Source organism: Alkalibacillus sp. S2W (genome assembly GCF_046764385.1).
Classification (GTDB): domain Bacteria; phylum Bacillota; class Bacilli; order Bacillales; family Alkalibacillaceae; genus Alkalibacillus; species Alkalibacillus almallahensis.
The window spans coordinates 2,130,181-2,150,259 of record NZ_CP177234.1; the positions used below are offsets into that span (position 1 = coordinate 2,130,181).

Below are 20,079 nucleotides of genomic sequence, written 5' to 3' on the forward strand. Positions count from 1 at the left end.
ATCATTTCTGTATAAATCCTTCATATTTATCCATGTGTACATCCAATTTTCTAATTCTTTTATAACATCTCAACCCTAATCACTAAAGATACCGCCAGTAATGAAAGAAAATTTCATTACTGGCGGTTCATTAAATCCTTAAAACTTATTAAATCATTCAACTACCCTCTTCAATTCACCATGAACAATAATACGATCTGATCCATCGTCACTGTAACAGCTGACAAGTGTTAATGTTTCTTTCCCTTCAACATCTTCAATCACCTCTGTACGGTGAGGCTCAACTACCTCACTATCCACCATTTCGTAAACATACTGATGCTTCCCATCTGAAAGAATTATATCGTCTCCCTTTTCGATATGACGAATTGGAGCAAACAGTAACGAACGGTTTGTATTATTGTGTCCGGCTAGAGCATAGTTGCCTTCCCCCATTTGTTGATCGGGTTTCATAGTCCCTGCTCCAACGTTCAAACTCTCATTCGTTGTTCCGTACAAGATAGGTAACTCCATTGAAACAGATGGAACCGTAATGGAACCCAAAACATCCTCTTTTTTAATGTCAATCTCATTGATTTCTGATGAGTTCAAAGAATCTATTGCATTAAAGTCAAATTGAGGTTCACGGCTAACTGTCGTGTTAGCCGTGATCGTCTCATGCGACAAATTCAATGCTTTGTCATACTCTTTATCCAATAAATAGGGTTTGATTATATAATCTAGCGTTGGTTGATAACTAACCAATATAATCCCTAAAACAATCATTGTAATTGCTATCGTTTTTTTCAATAAAATCAACCCTTATCTTCTGACATCTTATTTCGACGTAATAACCATGTACCGCCAATTAATAAGGTTAATCCTATTACAACATATTTCCACTCAAATACGCTACTTGTTTGTGGCAATGTGTCTTCAGTTTCATTTGAATCGTCTTGGTTATTACCTTCATCATTCTCGCCGGACGAAGGTATGCTTTCTTCATAAGTGTTGATGATGTGATTTCCATCAACTTGTGAAGAATATCCATCTACTGGCTTTTCTTTAATCGTGTAATCAAAACGTTTGCCTTCTTGGTCATATTCAGGTAAATCTTTAAAAGTATATTGCCAATCGTCTGATGCAGTTAACGTCGCTTCTCTAAATAGCTCCCCATTCTGATAAAGCGAAACTAAAATAGAATTTGGACGGACAGATTCTGCATCTTGCTCCCATGATTTAGTGACATCAATAGATGTAACACCTACACGTCGATTCGTAATATCGAACTGATCATACATAGGATGATAACCTTCTATTGCTTTTTCTTCGATAGAATAATTATATAGTTTCCCTTCATCATCATACTTTTCTAATTCTTTAAAGGTATATTGCCAACTAGAGTCGGCAGTCACTTCTTGAGTTTTAATCTGTTCGCCATTCTTTAACAGATGAATTTTGATTGCATCAGGACGATTGTTAGCATTGCCATCTAACCATGTTTTCTGTCCTTCTACTGACGTCTTCCCTACACGAGTGTTTGTAATATCATACCCTTCGATATTTGTTTCATATCCTTCAATAGGGTCTTCTTCAACCGTATAATCGTGAGGAATACCATCTTTATTGAAAGCCTCTAGTTCTTCGAATTTATACGTCCACCCATTTTTACTCGTCACAGTTTGTTGGTCTACTTGTTCTTCGTTTTTGAGTAAATTGACGGTGATACTATCTGGGCGATCAGCTGATTGGTCATCTTTCCAAGTCTTGGTTCCAGAAACCTCTGTTGTACCAGTTCTCAGATTTGTAATATCAAAACCATCAACAGATGATTCATAACCTTCTACTTTACTTTCTGATAACGTGTATTTGTACTCTTCACCATCAGAATTAAACCGAGGCACATCAGTAAACTCATAGACCCATCCATCTGATGCTTTAACGGTTCCTTCCCTAAAGGATTCACCATTTTGTAAAAGTTGAACTTGGATAGAATCTGGTCGACTAGATGAATCATGATCAAGCCATGTCTTCGTGACATCAATATTAATATCTTCTGAACGAACATTTGTGATGTCATAACTGTCCTCATCATAAATTGCTTCATAACCAGTTACAGCTTCTTCTTCAACAGTGTATTCATAAGGTTGACCATCTGAATCATAAACATCTAGACCTTTAAATTGATATTGCCAATCCATGTCAGATGTCACAGGTTTACTTTTTATCTTCTCACCATTTTGTAGCAAATTAACTGTAATAGTTTCTGGCCTCTCAGATGCATCACCATCAACCCATGTTTTTGTTCCTTCAACAGTTGTTGTTCCTACACGTGTATTCGTGATATCAAAACCTTTCACATTAGAATCATATCCTTCAACATCATGTTCTTCTATTGAATATTCAATAGCTTGTCCATCTGAATCATAAGCTGGTAAATCTGTAACTTCTTTAGTCCAATTGTCCTCAGCCGTTATCTCGATTTCTTTATGGAGATTGCCGTTTTGCAATAAATCCACCTGAATTGCAGACGGACGATCTTCAGGATTCGAGTCATTCCAACCTTTATTGATGATAATTGATCTTTGTTCAGATCGCGTGTTCGTAATATCAAAAGTACCTTCTTCAACCTCTGATTGGTAACCTGGCACTTCTTGCTCACTTACTTCATAATCATAAGGTTTACCATTTTCATCAAATTGATCTAAATTTTTAAACTGATATTTCCAATTATTATCAGCAGTGACTTTTTTTATTTCATCAACAGTTCCATTTTGCAAGAGATTAATCGAGATCGACTCAGGGCGGTCTGCTTTGTCATCATCCTCCCATGACTTAGAACCTTCAACCGAAGTTGTACCAACTCGTACATTTTCAACAGTAAACTGATGATCTTCATCCTCATTAATACCTTTTAACTCATAGCCTTCACCAGTAGAAACTTCTTTTATTTCATAGTTATATTTCTTTCCACTTGGATCGTAAGCATCGAGGCCATCAAACGTATAACTCCAGTCATCTGCAGAGCTTAGTTGAGCCTTATCCATTGATTCACCATTTTGATAAAGATTAACTTCAATTTGATTTGGACGATTTTGTGATCCTTCTTCATCCAACCATTCCTTATCAACTGTGACGGATGTTTTGCTAACATTCGTTATGGTAAATCCATTCATATGATCTCCCGTAATGTTTTGCTGATTATAGCCATCAACAGCCTGTTCTTCAACATAAAACTGATATTTTTCACCTTGTTCATTAAATCGTTCTATACCGCTAAATGTATATTGCCAATCGTTATCTTTATTTATTTTTGCTTGTACAATTGATTCTTCTTTACCTTCTCGGAACAAACTAACAGAAATTTCGTTCGGACGAGCATCAGAAGATTCTTGATCATTCCACTTCTTCGAAACATTTATATCTGTAGTACCTGTTCGAGTGTTGGTGAATGTAACTGTATCACCATCTTCGGATTTAGTTGATTGATAACCTTCAACTGCTTGTTCTTCTATTACATAAGTGTACTTGGCACCCTCATCATCATAGACCTCTAATTGTTCGAAGGTCGTTTGCCAATCATTTTCAGAAGATAACGTCGCTGTCTTATATGGATCACCTCCACCATTTCGGTATAATTCAACCGTTATTTCACTTGGTCGATCATTTGTTGCATCTTGTTGATCATTCCAAACTTTCTCAACGTTTATTGATGTCTGTTCATATCGTGTATTTGTTAAGTCATAACCATCTACAGTTGTTTCATAACCATCTACAGTATCTTCATTAATTGTATAATCGTAAGCTACGCCACGATCATCAAACTCAGGTAAGTTTTCAAATTGATAGGACCAATCATCACCTGATACTGTTTGTCGATTTATCTCTTCAGTTCCGCGTTTGAGAATAACTTCAATTTCCTCAGGTCGATCAGCTGTTTCAGGTGTATCTACCCATGTTTTGCTTCCTTCAATCGTTAAAGAACCTTCTCGAGTATTAGTAAGATCGTACCCATCAATCTCTTTATCGTAACCTTCTACGTCTACTTCATCAATTTGATATTGGTATCGTTCACCGTTGTTATTATAAGCTGATAAATCCGTGAACTCATAATACCAATTATCACCCGCTGAGACGGTCTTTTCTTTTAAGAAATCAGAATCATTCTTTCGTGTCAACTGTACTGTAATAGATTCAGGACGCTCTTCTGAATTGTCATCACGCCAAGTTTTTGTTCCCTCAATACTTGTGGTATCAGCGCGAGTGTTCGTTATTGTGACAGTATCACCATCACGTTCCTTATTTGAATCATAGCCTGTAACAGGTGCTTCCTCTACTTGATAATTGTATTCGACACCTTCTTCGTTAAACTGAGGTAATCCCTCAAATTGATGAGCCCATTCATCACTTGCATTCGGTGATACATCAGCTGTTTTATAAGCTTCTTCTGGATAGTCTTCATCACTATGAAGCTTTTGATATAAATTAAGCGTAATTTCATCTGGACGGTCCGCTGTGTCCTCTTGATCAACCCACTCTTTGGTTACAGAAATATCTTTCGTGTTAGTTAGAAGATTTTCGATTGTAAAACCATCATTCATATTTCCACTTTTATTATTTAAAACATAGTCATTTCCAGGGTCTACCTCTTCAAGTGTATAGTTATACTCCTGTCCACTTTCATCATAAACAGGCAAATTATCAAAGGTGTGTTGCCAATCAGACGTAAGATCAACCGTTCTAAATTGGTTGTTGTCTTGTAGTAAATTAATAGTTACTGTGTCTGGGCGATTCCCTAGACGGTCACCATCATCTAACCAATTCTTGGTCATATCAATTGATCGTTTGAGTTCATTTGTGATGGTAAAGCCATCTTCTACATTTCCTTCAATGTCATTTGCAAGTTGATAATCCTCAACATTCTGCTCCTTGACTGAATAAGTATATTTATCACCATTTGAATCTACTGCATCCAATCCAGTGAATAGATAAGTCCAATCATCTGCAGAAGTCATTTCTACTTCATCAACTTTTTCACCATTTTGCATAAGATTAACCATAATTGAATCAGGTCTTAAACTTTGTTCATCATTATTATCTATCCAGTTCTTGTTAGCCTCAAAATCAACTAACTGGTAATTTTGAATGTCTAGCTGAACTTGTTGATTAGAACCAAATTCAATATCAAACGTAATATCTCCCCAATAAGGTTGATAACCGTCTGGTGGACTGGTTTCCGTGAACTCATAAGTACCAGGACGTAGGTCTTGAACTGTGATAACACCATTCTCATTCGTTATGTGTGTTGTTTCAGTATAGGTTCCATCATTATCTAAAGATGTAGCTTTTAATGAGAATTCAACAGCCTCTAAAAGTTCATCAGTATCACCATCAACTTTTGTTAGTTCTACAGATCCTTTTATAATCTCGTTATTAATTTCACCAAGATCAATTGTTTCCGTAGTGGAGTTGTCTGAAATGGTAAACACTTCTGTTTTGCCATCACCTGAAATCTTATAACCGTTCGGTGCCTGTACTTCTTTTAAATAATAATCACCAGTAGGTAAGCCTGTGATACTTAATGCACCATTCTCATCTGTTGTTAAACCAGTAAAACCTTCTACGGAACTATCATTTACTGCATTTATCACATCGAACTCAGCACCTGATAACTTATAACCTGTCTCAGCATCTACCTTAGTTAATTGAACATCTGTATAAGGATCATTTTGTACCTCTTGCGTCACTGTCGTACCGTTATGCACATCATCTAAGGTTACATCAATTTCAATTGGTCCACTATTGGCTATATAACCCTCAGGGGAAGCAGTTTCTGTAACCTGGTATGTCCCTGGTTTTAGATTGTTGAAAGTGACTTTGCCATTTTCATTAGTTGTAGCTGTCTGTGTAGCTGCAGAATAATTGCCGCTACCATAGTTTAATTCAAAGGTTGCACCCGCTAGTGATTGACCATTAACCGAATCTGTTTTCGTCAATTCAATAGCAGTTGTTTTTACTTCATTTTCAATGGCACCTGTTCCGATATCCGCTGGTTGATCTTGGCTACGATCAATAGTGAAATCGATTGGATCATTTCCTAAAAGATTAAACCCTTTAGGTGCAGCCGTCTCTACAAGTTGATAGTCACCAGGGCGTAAGTCTCCAGTATCGACAACGCCTTCTGCATCAGAAGTTATTGTTTTAACTACTTCACCATCTGGGGACCTTTGAACTTCAAACTCTGCCCCTTCTAGGCCATCACTCAAATTATCTGCATCAACTTTTGTTGTCGTTGCACTTCCTGGAATCAAGTCATTTTCCACCGTTATTTCATCAATTTCAGTCTGTTTTTCTTCGATTGTAAAATCATACTCAGTAGTATTATCCTGATAATCTTGGGCTGGCTGAGTTTCTACAAAGTGATAATTACCAGGATCAAGATCTTGGATTGAAATCATGCCATCTTGTTCTGTCGTATAAGTGCCTTCAACGTTGTTATTATCATCTCTTAATTCAAATTCAACACCTGACAATGGATTACCATTAAAGCCATCTACTTTTGTCAATTCAACATGTCGCTTGATTTCTTTGTTAGATACTTGATGTTGAGTGGTTTCAGCATCAACTGTTACTTGTTCTTCACTTTCAATACCAGCAACATATCCTTCAGGTGCTTTAGCTTCTTTTAGAACATAATCACCGTACAATAAGTTATCAAATGTCACGATACCGTTCTCATTCGTTGTCTCCGTTTGTAATAGAACATCACCAGATTCATCGTATAGTTCAAATTCTGCCCCTGCTAATGTGGTCTCAGGATCATCATTGGCCACTTTCTCTACCTGTAACGACCCTACTTCACCACTTATTGATCCAGATATACTTGATAAATCAATAGCTTGAGAGTATTGATCACCTGTATCAATGTCACTCGTTTCATTAGCATTAAAGGTGAAATTATTAGCTAGATTTCCATTACCTTCATAAAGAATATAAGTATCATATTCTAAGACATAAGGTCGATTAATTTCTCCTTCGCCAAAATCAACCGTAAATGTCTCTTGACCATTATCATTTTCAGTGAATTCTATTGTATAGTCTTCACCTTCGTTTAATGTGTTATCAGATTTATTAATCTCCGATTCAGTCACATTAGTTTCATAGATTTTAATGGAATCTTTTAAAAGTTGTTGGTTTAAACTCGGTGTATCAGTAACTGTTAAATTGGTTACCGTTGATTGAGTAAAGTTAATATTAACATTCCAATTAACAACTCGCGGGTTCTCCGAGTTTTGAGATGCCTCTTTATTCGAGTATTCTCCACCATAATCAGGTGATAAAGAAGAATCTAAAGTAATCGTTTCTTTATTATCACTTTCTACTTCTGCTTCGTTAAGATACTCGTTCTGAATAAGTTGATCATTTAGATCAGTCGAATATTGAATGACATAGCCAGAATTAATATCTCCTAAAGCTACTTCAAAACCTTGGTCACCATTACTATTTTCACTAGAAGATATATTTGCATCTGTCACGTTATCTCCGAGTTCATAACCATTTTCCCCACCAGTTAATGTCATTTCATAGACATTAACGTTATCAATATTAAAATTCTGATCGCCTAAGATATAGTCATTAACGACGACATTGTTTAATGTCTCTAAGTTATAGTTCACACCAACTGTCCATGTAATTTCTTTTGTATCCATGTTATAAGAAGCATGCTTGAACCCATTATTCTGTGTATATTGGTCAGGGTTGAAAATAGCTGACCCTTCTTTCGTGTGAGACACACCCTCTCTCGTCCACTCTAATAGTGCATCATTAGTATATGGGGCTTGAGTAGCCTCGTCAAAATCAATTGCTGTTGTATAATCAATCATGACTTGCTGATCTATTGCTTGATTAAATTCTATTTGAATTTCTCGAGTGGATTCATCATAAGAATACGTATACTCAGAACCATCACTCCAAGCATCACCACCATGAGTAACGTTGACATCCTTAGGTGTGAAACCTTGTGGAAGTGTATCCGTAAACGTTACATCCTCCATTGTGTAACTATCACGATTAATTAAGACAGACCAACCAGTTTCTTTACTATCGTAGTTTGCAGCTTCATGAGATTTAATAAAAATCCCTTGGTTAATCGACTGGTTACCACTTTCTTCATGATTAAACTCATCACTAATCGTATTTTGTATATCCATATCATCAAATACACGTTCAGTAGCTGTTGTCTGGTAAGTAACCTTATAAGCTTGATTAATGTTATTATTAAACTCAAAATCGAATCCTTCAGAGTTTGGGTTTATTGTATATTCAGAAGAATCGACTTGATTCTCGGCCATTTCTTCACCAGTATTTTGATTAATGTCAATTTGCTGAACTTCAAAACTATCTTCTATTAATTCTTGATTCGCACCAAACTGATCATGCAATTTAGCATTTTCTTGGGTTACATCTTTTTCATCATAGTTATATTTGACTTCCCAAGTAATTGTTTGACTCGAGTTATCATAATTAATCGCTTCTTTTTCAAGGGGTTCACCTCGAACAACCGATACAGTTGAATCTGTTTTCATTTCATCTATGTTACTACCATTTAATGTAGCTTCATTCTTATAAGTTTCACCTGTTAAATCATTAACTTCCGTTTCGTATACGACACGATAAGCCGAGTCAATAGTCCCTAAGTTTAACGGAAACTCTTGACCGAAATTGTGGTCTGTTACTTCAGTTTTACCATTCACATCCCCATTCGCGTTCATATCTAATTCATATACTTTCAATGAACCATCTACAAAAGAATGATAACCTTCTGTAGGAGTGTCTGTTAATTCTGCATTCTCAATCGTATTTAAACCTTTATTAAAATCAATCGTCCATTCAATCGTTTCGGTGTTATATGATTTATTTGGATTAGCTTGCTTTTCAATACCAGAAGCTTCTGGGAAGAATTTAATCGGGAAATCAACACTTTCCCCGCCCGAAATTGGAAAATTTATTTCATCACCATCAGCAGGTCCTGAATAATGATCATCAAAACTCGATTCAAGCTGAATGTTACCTACAATGTCACTATTATTTTCGATATTTTCATTAAAATTTATAACAACTTGATTATCACTTGTATAATATGTTCCAAATGTAGTCCCGTCCGCTCTTTTTAACGGTTGTGCGTTTGTTTCTGATATGATCGGAACATTGAACATATCCGGAACATCAATATGATAGTAGTCGCCATCACCGTAATCATGGCTATTAGGTAATTCAAATTGATAGTCCAAACTTACTTTAAATTCTTCATATGGTTCAGTTACCTCAATTAGCTCACCTGGTGGTAGTTCAGTAGATCCACCATCCGAAGAAAGCTTATTAAGTGTGACATCTGTTATAATAGTTTCAGTTATTTCTTGACCATTGCTCTCTGCAGCCATTAAAGCAGGGCTAAGCAAGGATTGCATAGCCAATAGAACAATCAACCCTATACTAAATAATCGTTTCATTATTTTTATGATCCTCCTTGGAATTCTATATATTATTAATATCAAATTACACCATGATAGATAGTAGCAAATTCATGTATGCAAAATCTGTACAACAATAAGTTATGTAATTAGTAATCACTCTAATTAGATTGCTAAATAACTAAATTATGATTATCATAAAATCGCATAAGTGCTGGTTTAAAATAATAATAGCCAATTTAGAAACATGTTCCACAACCAGTAATACTAGTTCAAAAAATTTTTTAAATACATAATCGTCACTTTAATTTGATTTTCTAAAAACGAAAAAGACAGCTATTACAAATAAATGTAATAGCTGTCTTTTTTTAAAATGATTAATCTGAAAAATAGTTTACGGAACTAATAATTTTATTCTCTTTTTAACTTTCGTCTATAGTAAAAGTATAAAAAGATACTGCCTAATCCAATTAGTACAAAACCTATTAATGTGAAGTAATGGTTATATGCTTGATTAGTTTGTGGTAAAGAACCCTCTGAATCTGCAGGTGATGGTGGTATCTCATCACTTTTAGGTGAATTTTCTACCATTATACTATTGGAATTTTCATCCGAACCTACTTCATGTTCAATTGGTTCATCAAGTTTTTTATAACCTTCTGGTGCTTTCGTTTCGACAATTTTATAATCTCCAAATTTCAGTTCCTCAACAGTAGCAATTCCTTCTTCATTTGTTGTCACCGTATCTATCAGATTATCGTCTTGATCATAAATTTCGAATATCGCACCTTGTAGTGGTTGATTTGTTTCAGCATCTACTTTCTCGATTCCTAATTCCGTTCTTAACAGATTGTTAGTCATCTCTAAATTAATTCCAGTCTGTTGATTGACTCCAATCTCAAATTCGATTGGTGTTTCATCTAACTGATATCCATCTGGTGCTTTCGTTTCCACAAATGCATAATTGCCTGGTTTTAGATCCTCTACGACTAAGAGACCATCCTCATTTGTCGTTAGTCCTGTCTTCATTTCGTTTCCAGAGTCATCTAATAACATGAATTCAGCTCCTTCTAAGGTGTTTCCTCCTTCACCCAATTTCGTTAACTGAACTGAACCTGGACTTAATAAGTTCTCATGACTGATTTGGAGGGGTTCTTGCTGATTGAATACAATCTCGAAATCGATTGGTTCATCATTCAACTGATACCCTTCTGGCGCTTTAGTTTCCACAAATCTATAATTGCCTGGTTTTAGATTATCTACGACTAACACGCCGTTTTCATTGGTTGTTAAGCTTGTCTCGATTTCTTCACCGGCTTCATCTAATAAAGTGAATTCGGCTCCATCTAGTGTTCTACCTTCTTCACCAACTTTTGTTAGCTCAACTGAACCTGGACTTAGTGGGTTTTCAAAACTGACTTCTGTGGCATCTGATTGACCTAGTCCAATTTCAAATTCGATTGGTGTTGAATCAAGTTCGTATCCCGGTATAGTCTCTTGTTCAATCAACTGATAAGAACCTGGATCTAATCCATCGATGTAAAGTTCACCATTTTCATCTGTAGTGAGTTCTTCTCCTATCGTTTCGCCTGCCTCATTTTGAAGGTCAAATTCGACCCCTTCAAGAAGCTCGCCATCCTCACCTGTCTTCGTCAGATTGAAGGCACTTGGAATATATTGATTCTCGACTTCAACGGCTAAACGTTCTTGTTGATTAAATACAATTTCAAATTCAATTGGTGTTTCGTCTAACTGATACCCTTCTGGAGCCTTAGTTTCGATAAACGCGTAATTGCCTGGTTTTAGATCATCTACGACTAAAACTCCTTCTTCATCGGTCGTTAAGCCTGTCTCTATTTCGTTTTCAGAGTCATCTAATAAGGTGAATTCAGCTCCTTCTAAGGTGTCTCCTCCTTCACCCTCTTTCGTTAACTCAACGGATCCTGGGCTTAGTAAGTTCTCGTGACTAAGTTGAAGAGGTTCTTGCTGGTTAAAGACAACCTCAAACTCAATTGGTTTATCATTAAGTTGATACCCTTCTGGGGCCTGAGTTTCCACAAACGTGTAATTGCCTGGTTTTAGATCATCTACGACTAAGAGGCCATCCTCATTGGTCGTTAATCCTGTCTCCATTTCGTTTCCAGAGTCATCTAATAAAGTAAATTCGGCTCCTTCTAAGGTGTCTCCTCGTTCGCCCACTTTCGTCAGCTCTACGGACCCTGTGCTTAGTTCGTTCTGATAATTGATTTCAAGCGGTTCTTGTTGGTTAAATCCAATCTCAAATTCGATTGGGGTCTCATTTAACTGATACCCTTCTGGTGCTTGCGTTTCCACGAATTCATAATTGCCTGGCAGTAAATTTTCGACAGTTATTATCCCTTCTTCATTAGTCGTTAAACCTGTCTCAATTTCTTCACCAGCTTCATTGAACAATGAAAATTCTGCACCTTGTAGTGGTTCTTGATCCTCATCAACTTTATTCAGCTGAACTGAATTATCCATGTTCATATAAACACCGACTCGTGATGGTTCAACTGGTTGTCCTTGATCAGTAGCAATAGCAAATGAATTCCATGCCGCCCTATCATTAGGTTCAATATCTCGATCTAAGACATCTAAATTCACTTCCGAAGCCTCAGGGGCTTGCATTGAGAAATTAATTGTGATCTCTTCACCATCAATCCACTCTGCATCATCAGCCATTTCTATTTTGAAAGAGCGAATATTTGACCAATCTGTAACATTTTCAGCTAAAGTCCAATTTGGGTTTTCAGCTTCGCTTGGGTTAGATAATTCCTCTGTGGAATCTGGATAATCTGTGTTTCTTATGAGATCATCACGTTCTGGTGTCAAAGCAGTACTATAGTAAACTTCTACTTTATCTTCCCAAGATGACGGTAATTGAATTTCACCTGTTAAGTCCGGTGTAAATTGACTACCTCTCTCAGCATTATCTGTAATACCTAAATCGTCAACTGCAGGTAATACATCTATCATTGTCATACTAGAAATATCTTTTCCGGTGACATTAGTTAATGCTAATTTATAATCAATATTTCCACCCGGAGTTGTCTGACCGAAGCTCGAGAAATTTTCATCTAATTCACCTTGTACAAGTTTTTCAGTTTGGATATCATATTGTCCCGCTATATGATATTCATTTCCCGACTTAATTCTAGGCTCATCTGACACTCCGTTTTCATTAAGATCTCCATCATCTGTTTGTAAAACCGTATCCGTTAATCCTGGGTCATCTACATCAGGTACATCGAGACTCTCATCTCCTGAAAAGCCATAAACTTCAAAAGGCAACTCATTGGGAGCATCTTCTGCCACTTGCACATTAATCTCAGAATATAAAGACTTTCCTGGTCGAAGTATTGAGTCATTCCAACTGAACTGAACTAATTGACGACCACTTCCATTGTAATCATCACTTAAAACTTCAAAGTCTCCACCTTTAGCTGTATCTGTATCACTAGTTGATCTACCATCAGCATCAATAAATTCGGCTTCAGGTGATTGATCAATAGTTACTCCAGGAGGCATTAGTACAGCAGTTTCCATTGGTTCATTCATAGCAAGGGTGGAAGTGCTCTCTGTATTTAAATCTACTTGCATACGATTTTTTCCTGCTGTTATATAACTACCTTGTTGATCTAATAACTCTACCCCCACTGTTGCTATAGGTGGCTCATTATCAGGAGGCTCTACAATTTCCGCGGACCTTGGTCCCGCTAAGGGATCTGAATTGTATTGATTAGCAAAATCATTTCCGTTCCCATCTGTGCCATACACATCCCATGTATTGGTTACATCACCTGTATAACCTTCTTCTATTTCAAAATAATAGTTCGGTCTACCGACGTTTAACATGCCGCTAGGTGCAGTTGTGAAATTATAGAATATACTACTAACATCTGCTCCTTCATCAATTCCTAAATCAGCTCTGTTGTAAACAGCTCCCTTTTCCGCATCTTCAACGAGCAATTCACGTTGACCATCTACAACAGCCTCAATATTAAATACAGGTTCTTCATCAAGTGGGACACCTGCAGGCCAACTCCCCCCTGGACGATAGATGAAACCACCTGGTGTTTCTAATTCTTTAAATATTAAATTCTCATCTACATCATACCGAGTAGTATACTGTTGAAAATCACCAGCTTCCGATTCGTTCAAAGGGGCTATACCGTGAGAAAAAGCTAATAATGCATCATCATAAACTTGAGGATATGGGTTTTTATTTGAAAAAGCTCCTAAATCACCTTTTCCGTTCGAAGGACCTATGTGTACTGGGACATAACGGTCCCCATCTACATCCCCCGACCCCGTATCAGTTTGATAGATTGTAAGGTCTTCACTAGCATTCGTGTCATGTTCAACACCCCCAACGAACATTGAATTAACATCTACATTATTCGTTAGAGTTTGATCGGCAGTGTCAGAACCTGTCGTTAAGACGACTTCTAAATTAGTGTTAAACAAAGAATCGGTCGAATTACTTTGATCGTTAAAAGTCGGTGCATCAAATGTCCAAATTAATTGATTTCCATTTTGCTCTGGCTCCGGACCACTCTGCATAGAATCATAAGATAATCCATCGGGTAGAGTATCAACTACAGTGATCTGAGAATTTTCTTCCAAATATAACTGACCTGATTCACTATTTGGAATATCGACATTTATTTCCCAGAGTGTTTGGTCATCTGGGGTGGCAATATTTCTCTCGTTTCCTAAGACAGAGTTGAATTGTTTTGAAACACTTACGGGATTAGATGCTTCAACAGTAATTGACGCATCATTTTCAACCAAATCTTGTTGATCTGCTTCAAAAGAAGCATTTGCTAATAGTTCCGCCCCATTCGGAGCAATACCGTTACTCGTCTGCAATTTAATAACATTCTCATATGTCTGACCGGTCTCCAAAGTATCAAATTGATAAACTAAACGAGATTGGTCTTCTTGGTAAGTAGGTTGAACCCCTGCAATACTTAGTTCATTTAAGTTTTGATTAAATTCAGTATATTCTAGATCTGGTAAATTAACCATCACTTGAGCATTAGTGTATTCCATCATCGAACCCGTTGTTTTAAAAACCAGATCATATGCTGCATTATTGCCTGAAAGAATTTGACTATCTCGAGGCGATAAATCTATATCAACGTTGAGGTTCCCTGAAAAAGGAGTGATAACGGCCCCGTCATTCTGTTCACTCACTGACTGTTCCGTATCAGTTTGCTTACTTCCATCATCTTGTTTCTGTGAAGTATCATTTGAAGCAAACTCGAATGTGAATTGTTTCTGTGTAATGACTTCTTGATTTTTTAATCCCTCTACATCAATCACATTCTTCCCTTCTTTTAATCCTTCAAGTGCAAAATTAAATTCTTTAGTATTCCCTAAAGATTTAATACTCAGAATATGTGAATCTTTATTATTTACTATTTTAAATTCATCATTGTTGATACTGTTTTTAGAAAAACTCGCGTGATCAGGATATTTTATCTTTAATTCATCAATATCCTGATCCACCAAAACATTAAATACTGAGTGATCAATTGTCCCTCCTTCTTCTAACGACATTAACACCATGTCATCTGACTCTTTTTCTCCATTAGCAAAAACCATAGACTGACTAAATTGTGAAAACAACAATACTAAAATTAATGATTGCATCAATAGTTTCTTCACACTTACCCTCCTCACAATTTTTACAACAAAGACAAGAGAAAAATTTGAACAATTAATCAAAAGTCGAAATGTTTTGATATTTCGGATTAAAAAAATAATGAATAATATTCTTTTAATCTCATGATTTTACAATTATCTACAAGATACATCATTTGACTGTACAAAAACTGTACAACATGGAAATTTATCGTAATTTTATGAAATTATCAGATGTCAGTCATTTGTATATACTAAATTTTGCTAGGAAGACGAGACCTATTAATTAAAATATCTAGGAAAATTGTGTGTTGAGGAGGAGAAGGCTAATAATATATCTGTATTTAATTTTGAAGAATAAATAATTGATATCTTATTGATTTTTACTTCCTTAAAACAAAGCACCAATCATTTAAATTCATCCTTCATTAAAAAAGCCCACTTTATATCAAGTAGGCTAAAATAGACTCTATATTATTTATTTGTACTTCTAATTTAATAAAGCGAGTTCAGCTTGTCTAAAGATCTTTTCCATTGCTTTTCCTTTAGCTAATTCATCAATTAACTTATCTAAATAACGAATTTCTTGCATGGTTGGCTCTTCAATTTCTTCTACACGCACACCACAGATGACACCCTTAATCAAATGTCTTGAGGTGTTCATTTCAGGTGCCTCCGCAATAAAGGTTTCAAAATCTGTTTCTTTTTCCAGTTGAGCGTCAATTTCTTCTTGAGTGTACCCTGTTAACCAACGGATGATTTCATCAACTTCAGATTTTGTTCGCCCTTTTCTCTCCGCTTTTTTAATATAGTGAGGATAAACACTAGCGAAACTCATCGTATAAATTTCATGTTTAGCCATAGACCTTTTCCTTTGTCTTCATATCTATACTTTAACATATATTATCCACGTGCTGATTGAGGCTTAGTTAACGTATTACTACAGATCAAAATACAAAACAACCTCAATCCTTTTAATTTAGGGAGGAGTGAGGTTGTTAAGTTCATCCTTGATCATATTCCATTGAAGTGGTGTGCCTTTTTTAATTGCCTTGTTAGCCTTCTTCCCTAACACTTCGGGTAAATATTTCGGACTTAAGCCATAGCCAGGCCGAATTGACCGCACATGATCCTCAGTGAATATTTCACCTGGTCCAATATCTTCTACCACAAATAATGACCGTGCTAATTTTCGTGATGTAGCTTTTTGTTCAGTTATCGAATAATCGACTTGACCTAGTGCTTTTTCTGCTTGGCGCACATCATTTACCATTTCATGAAATTCATGCGGTTCCATCGAAAAAGTCGCGTCTGGTCCTCCAATGGCTTTATCTAAAATAAAATGCTTTTCAATAACTCTTGCTCCAAGTGAAACTGCCATAATCGGAACGACACTTCCATACGTATGATCAGATAAGCCGATCTCTGTGTTAAACGTGTTTTTAAAGTTCACCATGGTGTTAAGCTTGGCGTCTTCAATTTTAGCAGGATAAGCTGATGTACACTTTAATAAAGTGATATCATCATTTCCTACACGGCGACAAGCTTCAATGGCATCATGGATTTCTTGAATTGTCCCTATCCCTGTCGATAAAATCATCGGTTTGCCCTTCGATGCGGCATATCCTATTAACGGAATATCAGTTATTTCAAAGGAGGCGATTTTATATGCCGGCGTGTTCAATGTCTCTAATAAATCAACAGCAGTCGAATCAAACGGACTGGAAAAACAAATAAGACCTTGTTCATGAGCATAATCAAACAATTCCTGATGCCATTCCCAAGGCGTGTAAGCTTCTTCATATAAATCATAGAGCGTCCGTCCATCCCAAATCGTGTCATGGTTCAATTTAAAATAATCCTGTTCAGATTGAATCGTCATCGTATCAGGTGTGTAGGTTTGCAGTTTAATCGCATCGGCTCCTGATTTAGCTGCTGCTTTAATCGTCTGTTTGGCAATATCAATATCACGACCATGATTAGCGGACAACTCGGCAATGGTCAACACACGCTCTTTTAATAATCGATGGTCTTTGTTACGCATTACTGATTCTCCTCAATTTCATTGATCAAAATGTTTCTCCCCAATATGAAGGCTTCAGCATGATGAATCCCTATATTAGACCCTCTCCATTCAGATAATACTCGCACCCCTTCGATTGATCTTGGATGCGGCCAGTCGCGCATTTCAGACGTATAGGACTGGAGCGCTTTTAATTTTGTTTCGATGGAATGAGAAATATCGACATACCAGTTTGGATTAAAGCTTGGGGCAGATTGAGGTGGCATCCATTCAGTACTGGAAACTGTTTCGAAAAATAATAGTTGTTTAACTAAATGTTGACCTGGAATCGGACGACAAGCTGTGATAACGGCTTCGTGAATACGTCTGTGGTCAATATTAACATCACCAACATGATGCGTATAAACAATGTCAGGTTTAACTTGGGCTACTATTTGTTCAATCACTTTAATAATATCTAAACGGTCCAATTGATCCATACGATTATCTGGAAACTGATCCAAAATTAATTCATGCACACCTAAGACATCATTAGCTCGTTCCGCATCTTTTGCCAGTTGTGATAATTGATCATACCGCTCTTCTCGATCACGCTTTGGATCTCGACTTGTAATCCCTTCTACTAATATTACTGAATGGACCGTGTCTCCTTGCTTAACATGATTCACAATCGTTCCGCCACACCCGAGGATTTCATCATCAGGATGAGCGGCTATGACTAAGACATTACGCATCGCTGTCTTCCTTTCTCGTTATTTTCACATCAGCATGAATATATCCCTCTTTTAAGCTCGCCCGCTCAAATTCAAATAATAAATCAGCTGTTTCTAAATAGGCTCGTGGATAAGAAGTTGCATCTAACATCCTAATATAATCAAAGGCTTTTTCTAATGTGTCGATTCCTTTCAGATCACCATCCGTACTTTTTCGTCTTGAAAAAGAAACCACTTCCCCGACTTGTTCATAAGGGGTAGGTTCTGTTTCGATTATTTCTTGAATCATTTGCTCAATCGTTTGGGCTGCTCTCATGTAGATTTCTTCAGCTGATCCATGTAAATTAAAATCCTTTTTTAGATAAACCGGCCCAGCATCTATCTCCGCTTCACAACGTATAGCCGTCAGTTTTGTTTCATAAATGCCTCGACTGATTAAATTTTGTAACGGGGTGCCACCTCTTCCGTACGGTAAATCAGTCATATGAAAGACAATACATTCAAAGTTCTCATACACCTCTTGAGGAATGATGAATGACCAATGAGGGATAAAAATATAGCGAGGATTAATGGTAGATAAATAGTCGTATGTTAACGATTTGCGATTAGATATATAATAAAATTGATGGTCTAAAGTATTGGTTAAATTCTCGTAAACTTTATGATACCAGTCATGATTCGCAATAATAACGTTCTTAACTTCGATCACCACCTATTCATCTAATAATTCTTTATAAAATTCTTTATGCGTCTTATACTCTATCGAACTAAAATTCGCTTTTTCAAAAGCGTTAATCGACGCTTTATTTTGATATTTGACCTTCCCAATTAGTTTACTAATCGGTAAATCGTATTGATGAACGATACCTGATAAATACTTGATTAATTCACTACCATAGCCACGGCCACGATAGGCATGGTCTATACTATAATCAATCAATCCAACGCCTTGTTCTATATCTATTCTGAATTGACCGATTGGTTGATCGAATCGATATACCATAAACATTTTATGATCAGGTGATTTCAGTATATTCTTAAACCATTCTTGATGATCACTGTAGTGAATTTCACTAGAATCAAACGCGTTATTTCGAACACTTTCCTCATTAGCCCAAATATATAATTGATCACAGTCAGACTCATTTGCTTCCCTAATATAAAAATCCTCCACTCTAAACACCTCTATTCAATCATCAACTAGGCACTTATAAGTGATATATGAATCAACAAAGCTAATCGTGAAAACCATTTTATTAATCCTGACCACCGTTTATTAGTAATTGAATAACTCGTTTAGATCCGTTGCCATCAATCAAACCACTCAAATCATCTGATAACTTTTGTCTTTCTTGATAAGATAATAGTCTTTCAAACTGTTGGAGCACTTCTTGATAGAACATCGGTGAATCTAAATGAACGACTTTCATACTTAACCCACCATCAATTAAACCTGAAACATTATTTTGTTGATTATCTGCGGTTGCTATAGGAATGAATGGCGTTTGTGTCCGAATGATCTCTAATAAGGTTTGACCTGCTGCTGTAATCACCAGATCTGCTTGGATGATTTGTTCTATCATGTCTTTAGGCCAAAGTTGATCTAACCTATAAATATTATGTTGATCAAGGCTCTCAACTGATTCATCTCCAGCTAATAACACATAGAAATGAATGTGAGGATAATGACCTGCCAAACTTTCCATTAATGCTTGCGAAGACTGATTTCCTGCACTTCCTAGAGTGATAAAAACCCGCTCAACATCTTGATTAATAGTTTTGTGCCTTGATTCGGTAAATGGCTTTCTTAAAATGATATAGTCTTTACCACTATAATAATGGTCTCGAGACTCTGATGCCTCTAGTGACAAATTCACCACTGTCGCGTCATTTGGATAATCGATTCGATTGAGATCATCTAAAATCAAACAATGACCCGCTTGTTGTACTAATTGCTCATAAACCGTTTTACCAGCCAAATAAGAATCCACAATCAGATTATGATGATCCTTGATTTTATTTTGTATAAAACTACATTTACACCAGTCTACATATTGGACATCACTCTGCTCTAATAGCTGAATTGATTCATCTGAGGTGTTCACAATAAATTCAACCTCATAACCTTGGGCGACCGCTTCATCATAAAGCGCTTTACATCGGGCGACATGACCTAACCCAATATTAGATCCACCTTCTGTTAAAATCATAATCGATTTCAATT

9 protein-coding genes are annotated in these 20,079 nt (G+C 36.4%); all 9 read right to left on the reverse strand.

What is annotated here, in order from left to right:
• Positions 1 to 153: 153 nt before the first annotated feature.
• Positions 154 to 789, reverse strand: coding sequence for a class A sortase (locus ACKXGF_RS11290; protein WP_411953817.1), 636 nt, complete (start codon positions 787 to 789; stop codon positions 154 to 156).
• Positions 790 to 794: 5 nt separating this feature from the next.
• Positions 795 to 9,488 carry a Cna B-type domain-containing protein gene (locus ACKXGF_RS11295; protein ID WP_411953818.1) on the reverse strand — a complete coding sequence of 2,898 codons (8,694 nt, stop codon included), beginning with the start codon at positions 9,486 to 9,488 and terminating at the stop codon, positions 795 to 797.
• 372 nt (positions 9,489 to 9,860) lie between these two features.
• A complete protein-coding gene (locus tag ACKXGF_RS11300; protein WP_411953819.1) occupies positions 9,861 to 15,143 on the reverse strand; it encodes a SpaA isopeptide-forming pilin-related protein in 5,283 nt (1,760 codons plus the stop codon).
• A 466-nt stretch (positions 15,144 to 15,609) separates the two neighbouring features.
• Positions 15,610 to 15,981 carry a DUF2200 domain-containing protein gene (locus ACKXGF_RS11305; RefSeq protein ID WP_411953820.1) on the reverse strand — a complete coding sequence of 124 codons (372 nt, stop codon included), beginning with the start codon at positions 15,979 to 15,981 and terminating at the stop codon, positions 15,610 to 15,612.
• A gap of 117 nt (positions 15,982 to 16,098) precedes the next feature.
• A complete protein-coding gene (pseI, locus tag ACKXGF_RS11310) occupies positions 16,099 to 17,163 on the reverse strand; it encodes a pseudaminic acid synthase (RefSeq protein WP_411953821.1) in 1,065 nt (354 codons plus the stop codon).
• Positions 17,163 to 17,876, reverse strand: a complete 714-nt coding sequence (locus tag ACKXGF_RS11315) for a PIG-L deacetylase family protein (protein WP_411953822.1) — start codon at positions 17,874 to 17,876, stop codon at positions 17,163 to 17,165. The genes pseI and ACKXGF_RS11315 overlap by 1 nt, the downstream gene beginning before the upstream one ends.
• Positions 17,869 to 18,564: a methionyl-tRNA formyltransferase gene (locus tag ACKXGF_RS11320; RefSeq protein ID WP_411953823.1), complete on the reverse strand. Its 696-nt coding sequence runs from the start codon at positions 18,562 to 18,564 to the stop codon at positions 17,869 to 17,871. Before ACKXGF_RS11320 ends, ACKXGF_RS11315 begins: the two co-directional genes overlap by 8 nt.
• A gap of 3 nt (positions 18,565 to 18,567) precedes the next feature.
• Positions 18,568 to 19,029 carry a GNAT family N-acetyltransferase gene (locus ACKXGF_RS11325; RefSeq protein WP_411953824.1) on the reverse strand — a complete coding sequence of 154 codons (462 nt, stop codon included), beginning with the start codon at positions 19,027 to 19,029 and terminating at the stop codon, positions 18,568 to 18,570.
• Between the two features lie 82 nt (positions 19,030 to 19,111).
• Positions 19,112 to 20,077, reverse strand: a complete 966-nt coding sequence (locus ACKXGF_RS11330; RefSeq protein ID WP_411953825.1) for a hypothetical protein — start codon at positions 20,075 to 20,077, stop codon at positions 19,112 to 19,114.
• Positions 20,078 to 20,079 lie beyond the last annotated feature (2 nt).

Bases quoted from the DNA above. Each gene is read 5' to 3' on its own strand.
- ACKXGF_RS11305 (WP_411953820.1), bottom strand. From the start codon at position 15,981: ATGGCTAAACATGAAATTTATACGATGAGTTTCGCTAGTGTTTATCCT.
- ACKXGF_RS11295 (WP_411953818.1), bottom strand. From the start codon at position 9,488: ATGAAACGATTATTTAGTATAGGGTTGATTGTTCTATTGGCTATGCAA.
- pseI (WP_411953821.1), bottom strand. From the start codon at position 17,163: ATGCGTAACAAAGACCATCGATTATTAAAAGAGCGTGTGTTGACCATT.
- ACKXGF_RS11315 (WP_411953822.1), bottom strand. From the start codon at position 17,876: ATGCGTAATGTCTTAGTCATAGCCGCTCATCCTGATGATGAAATCCTC.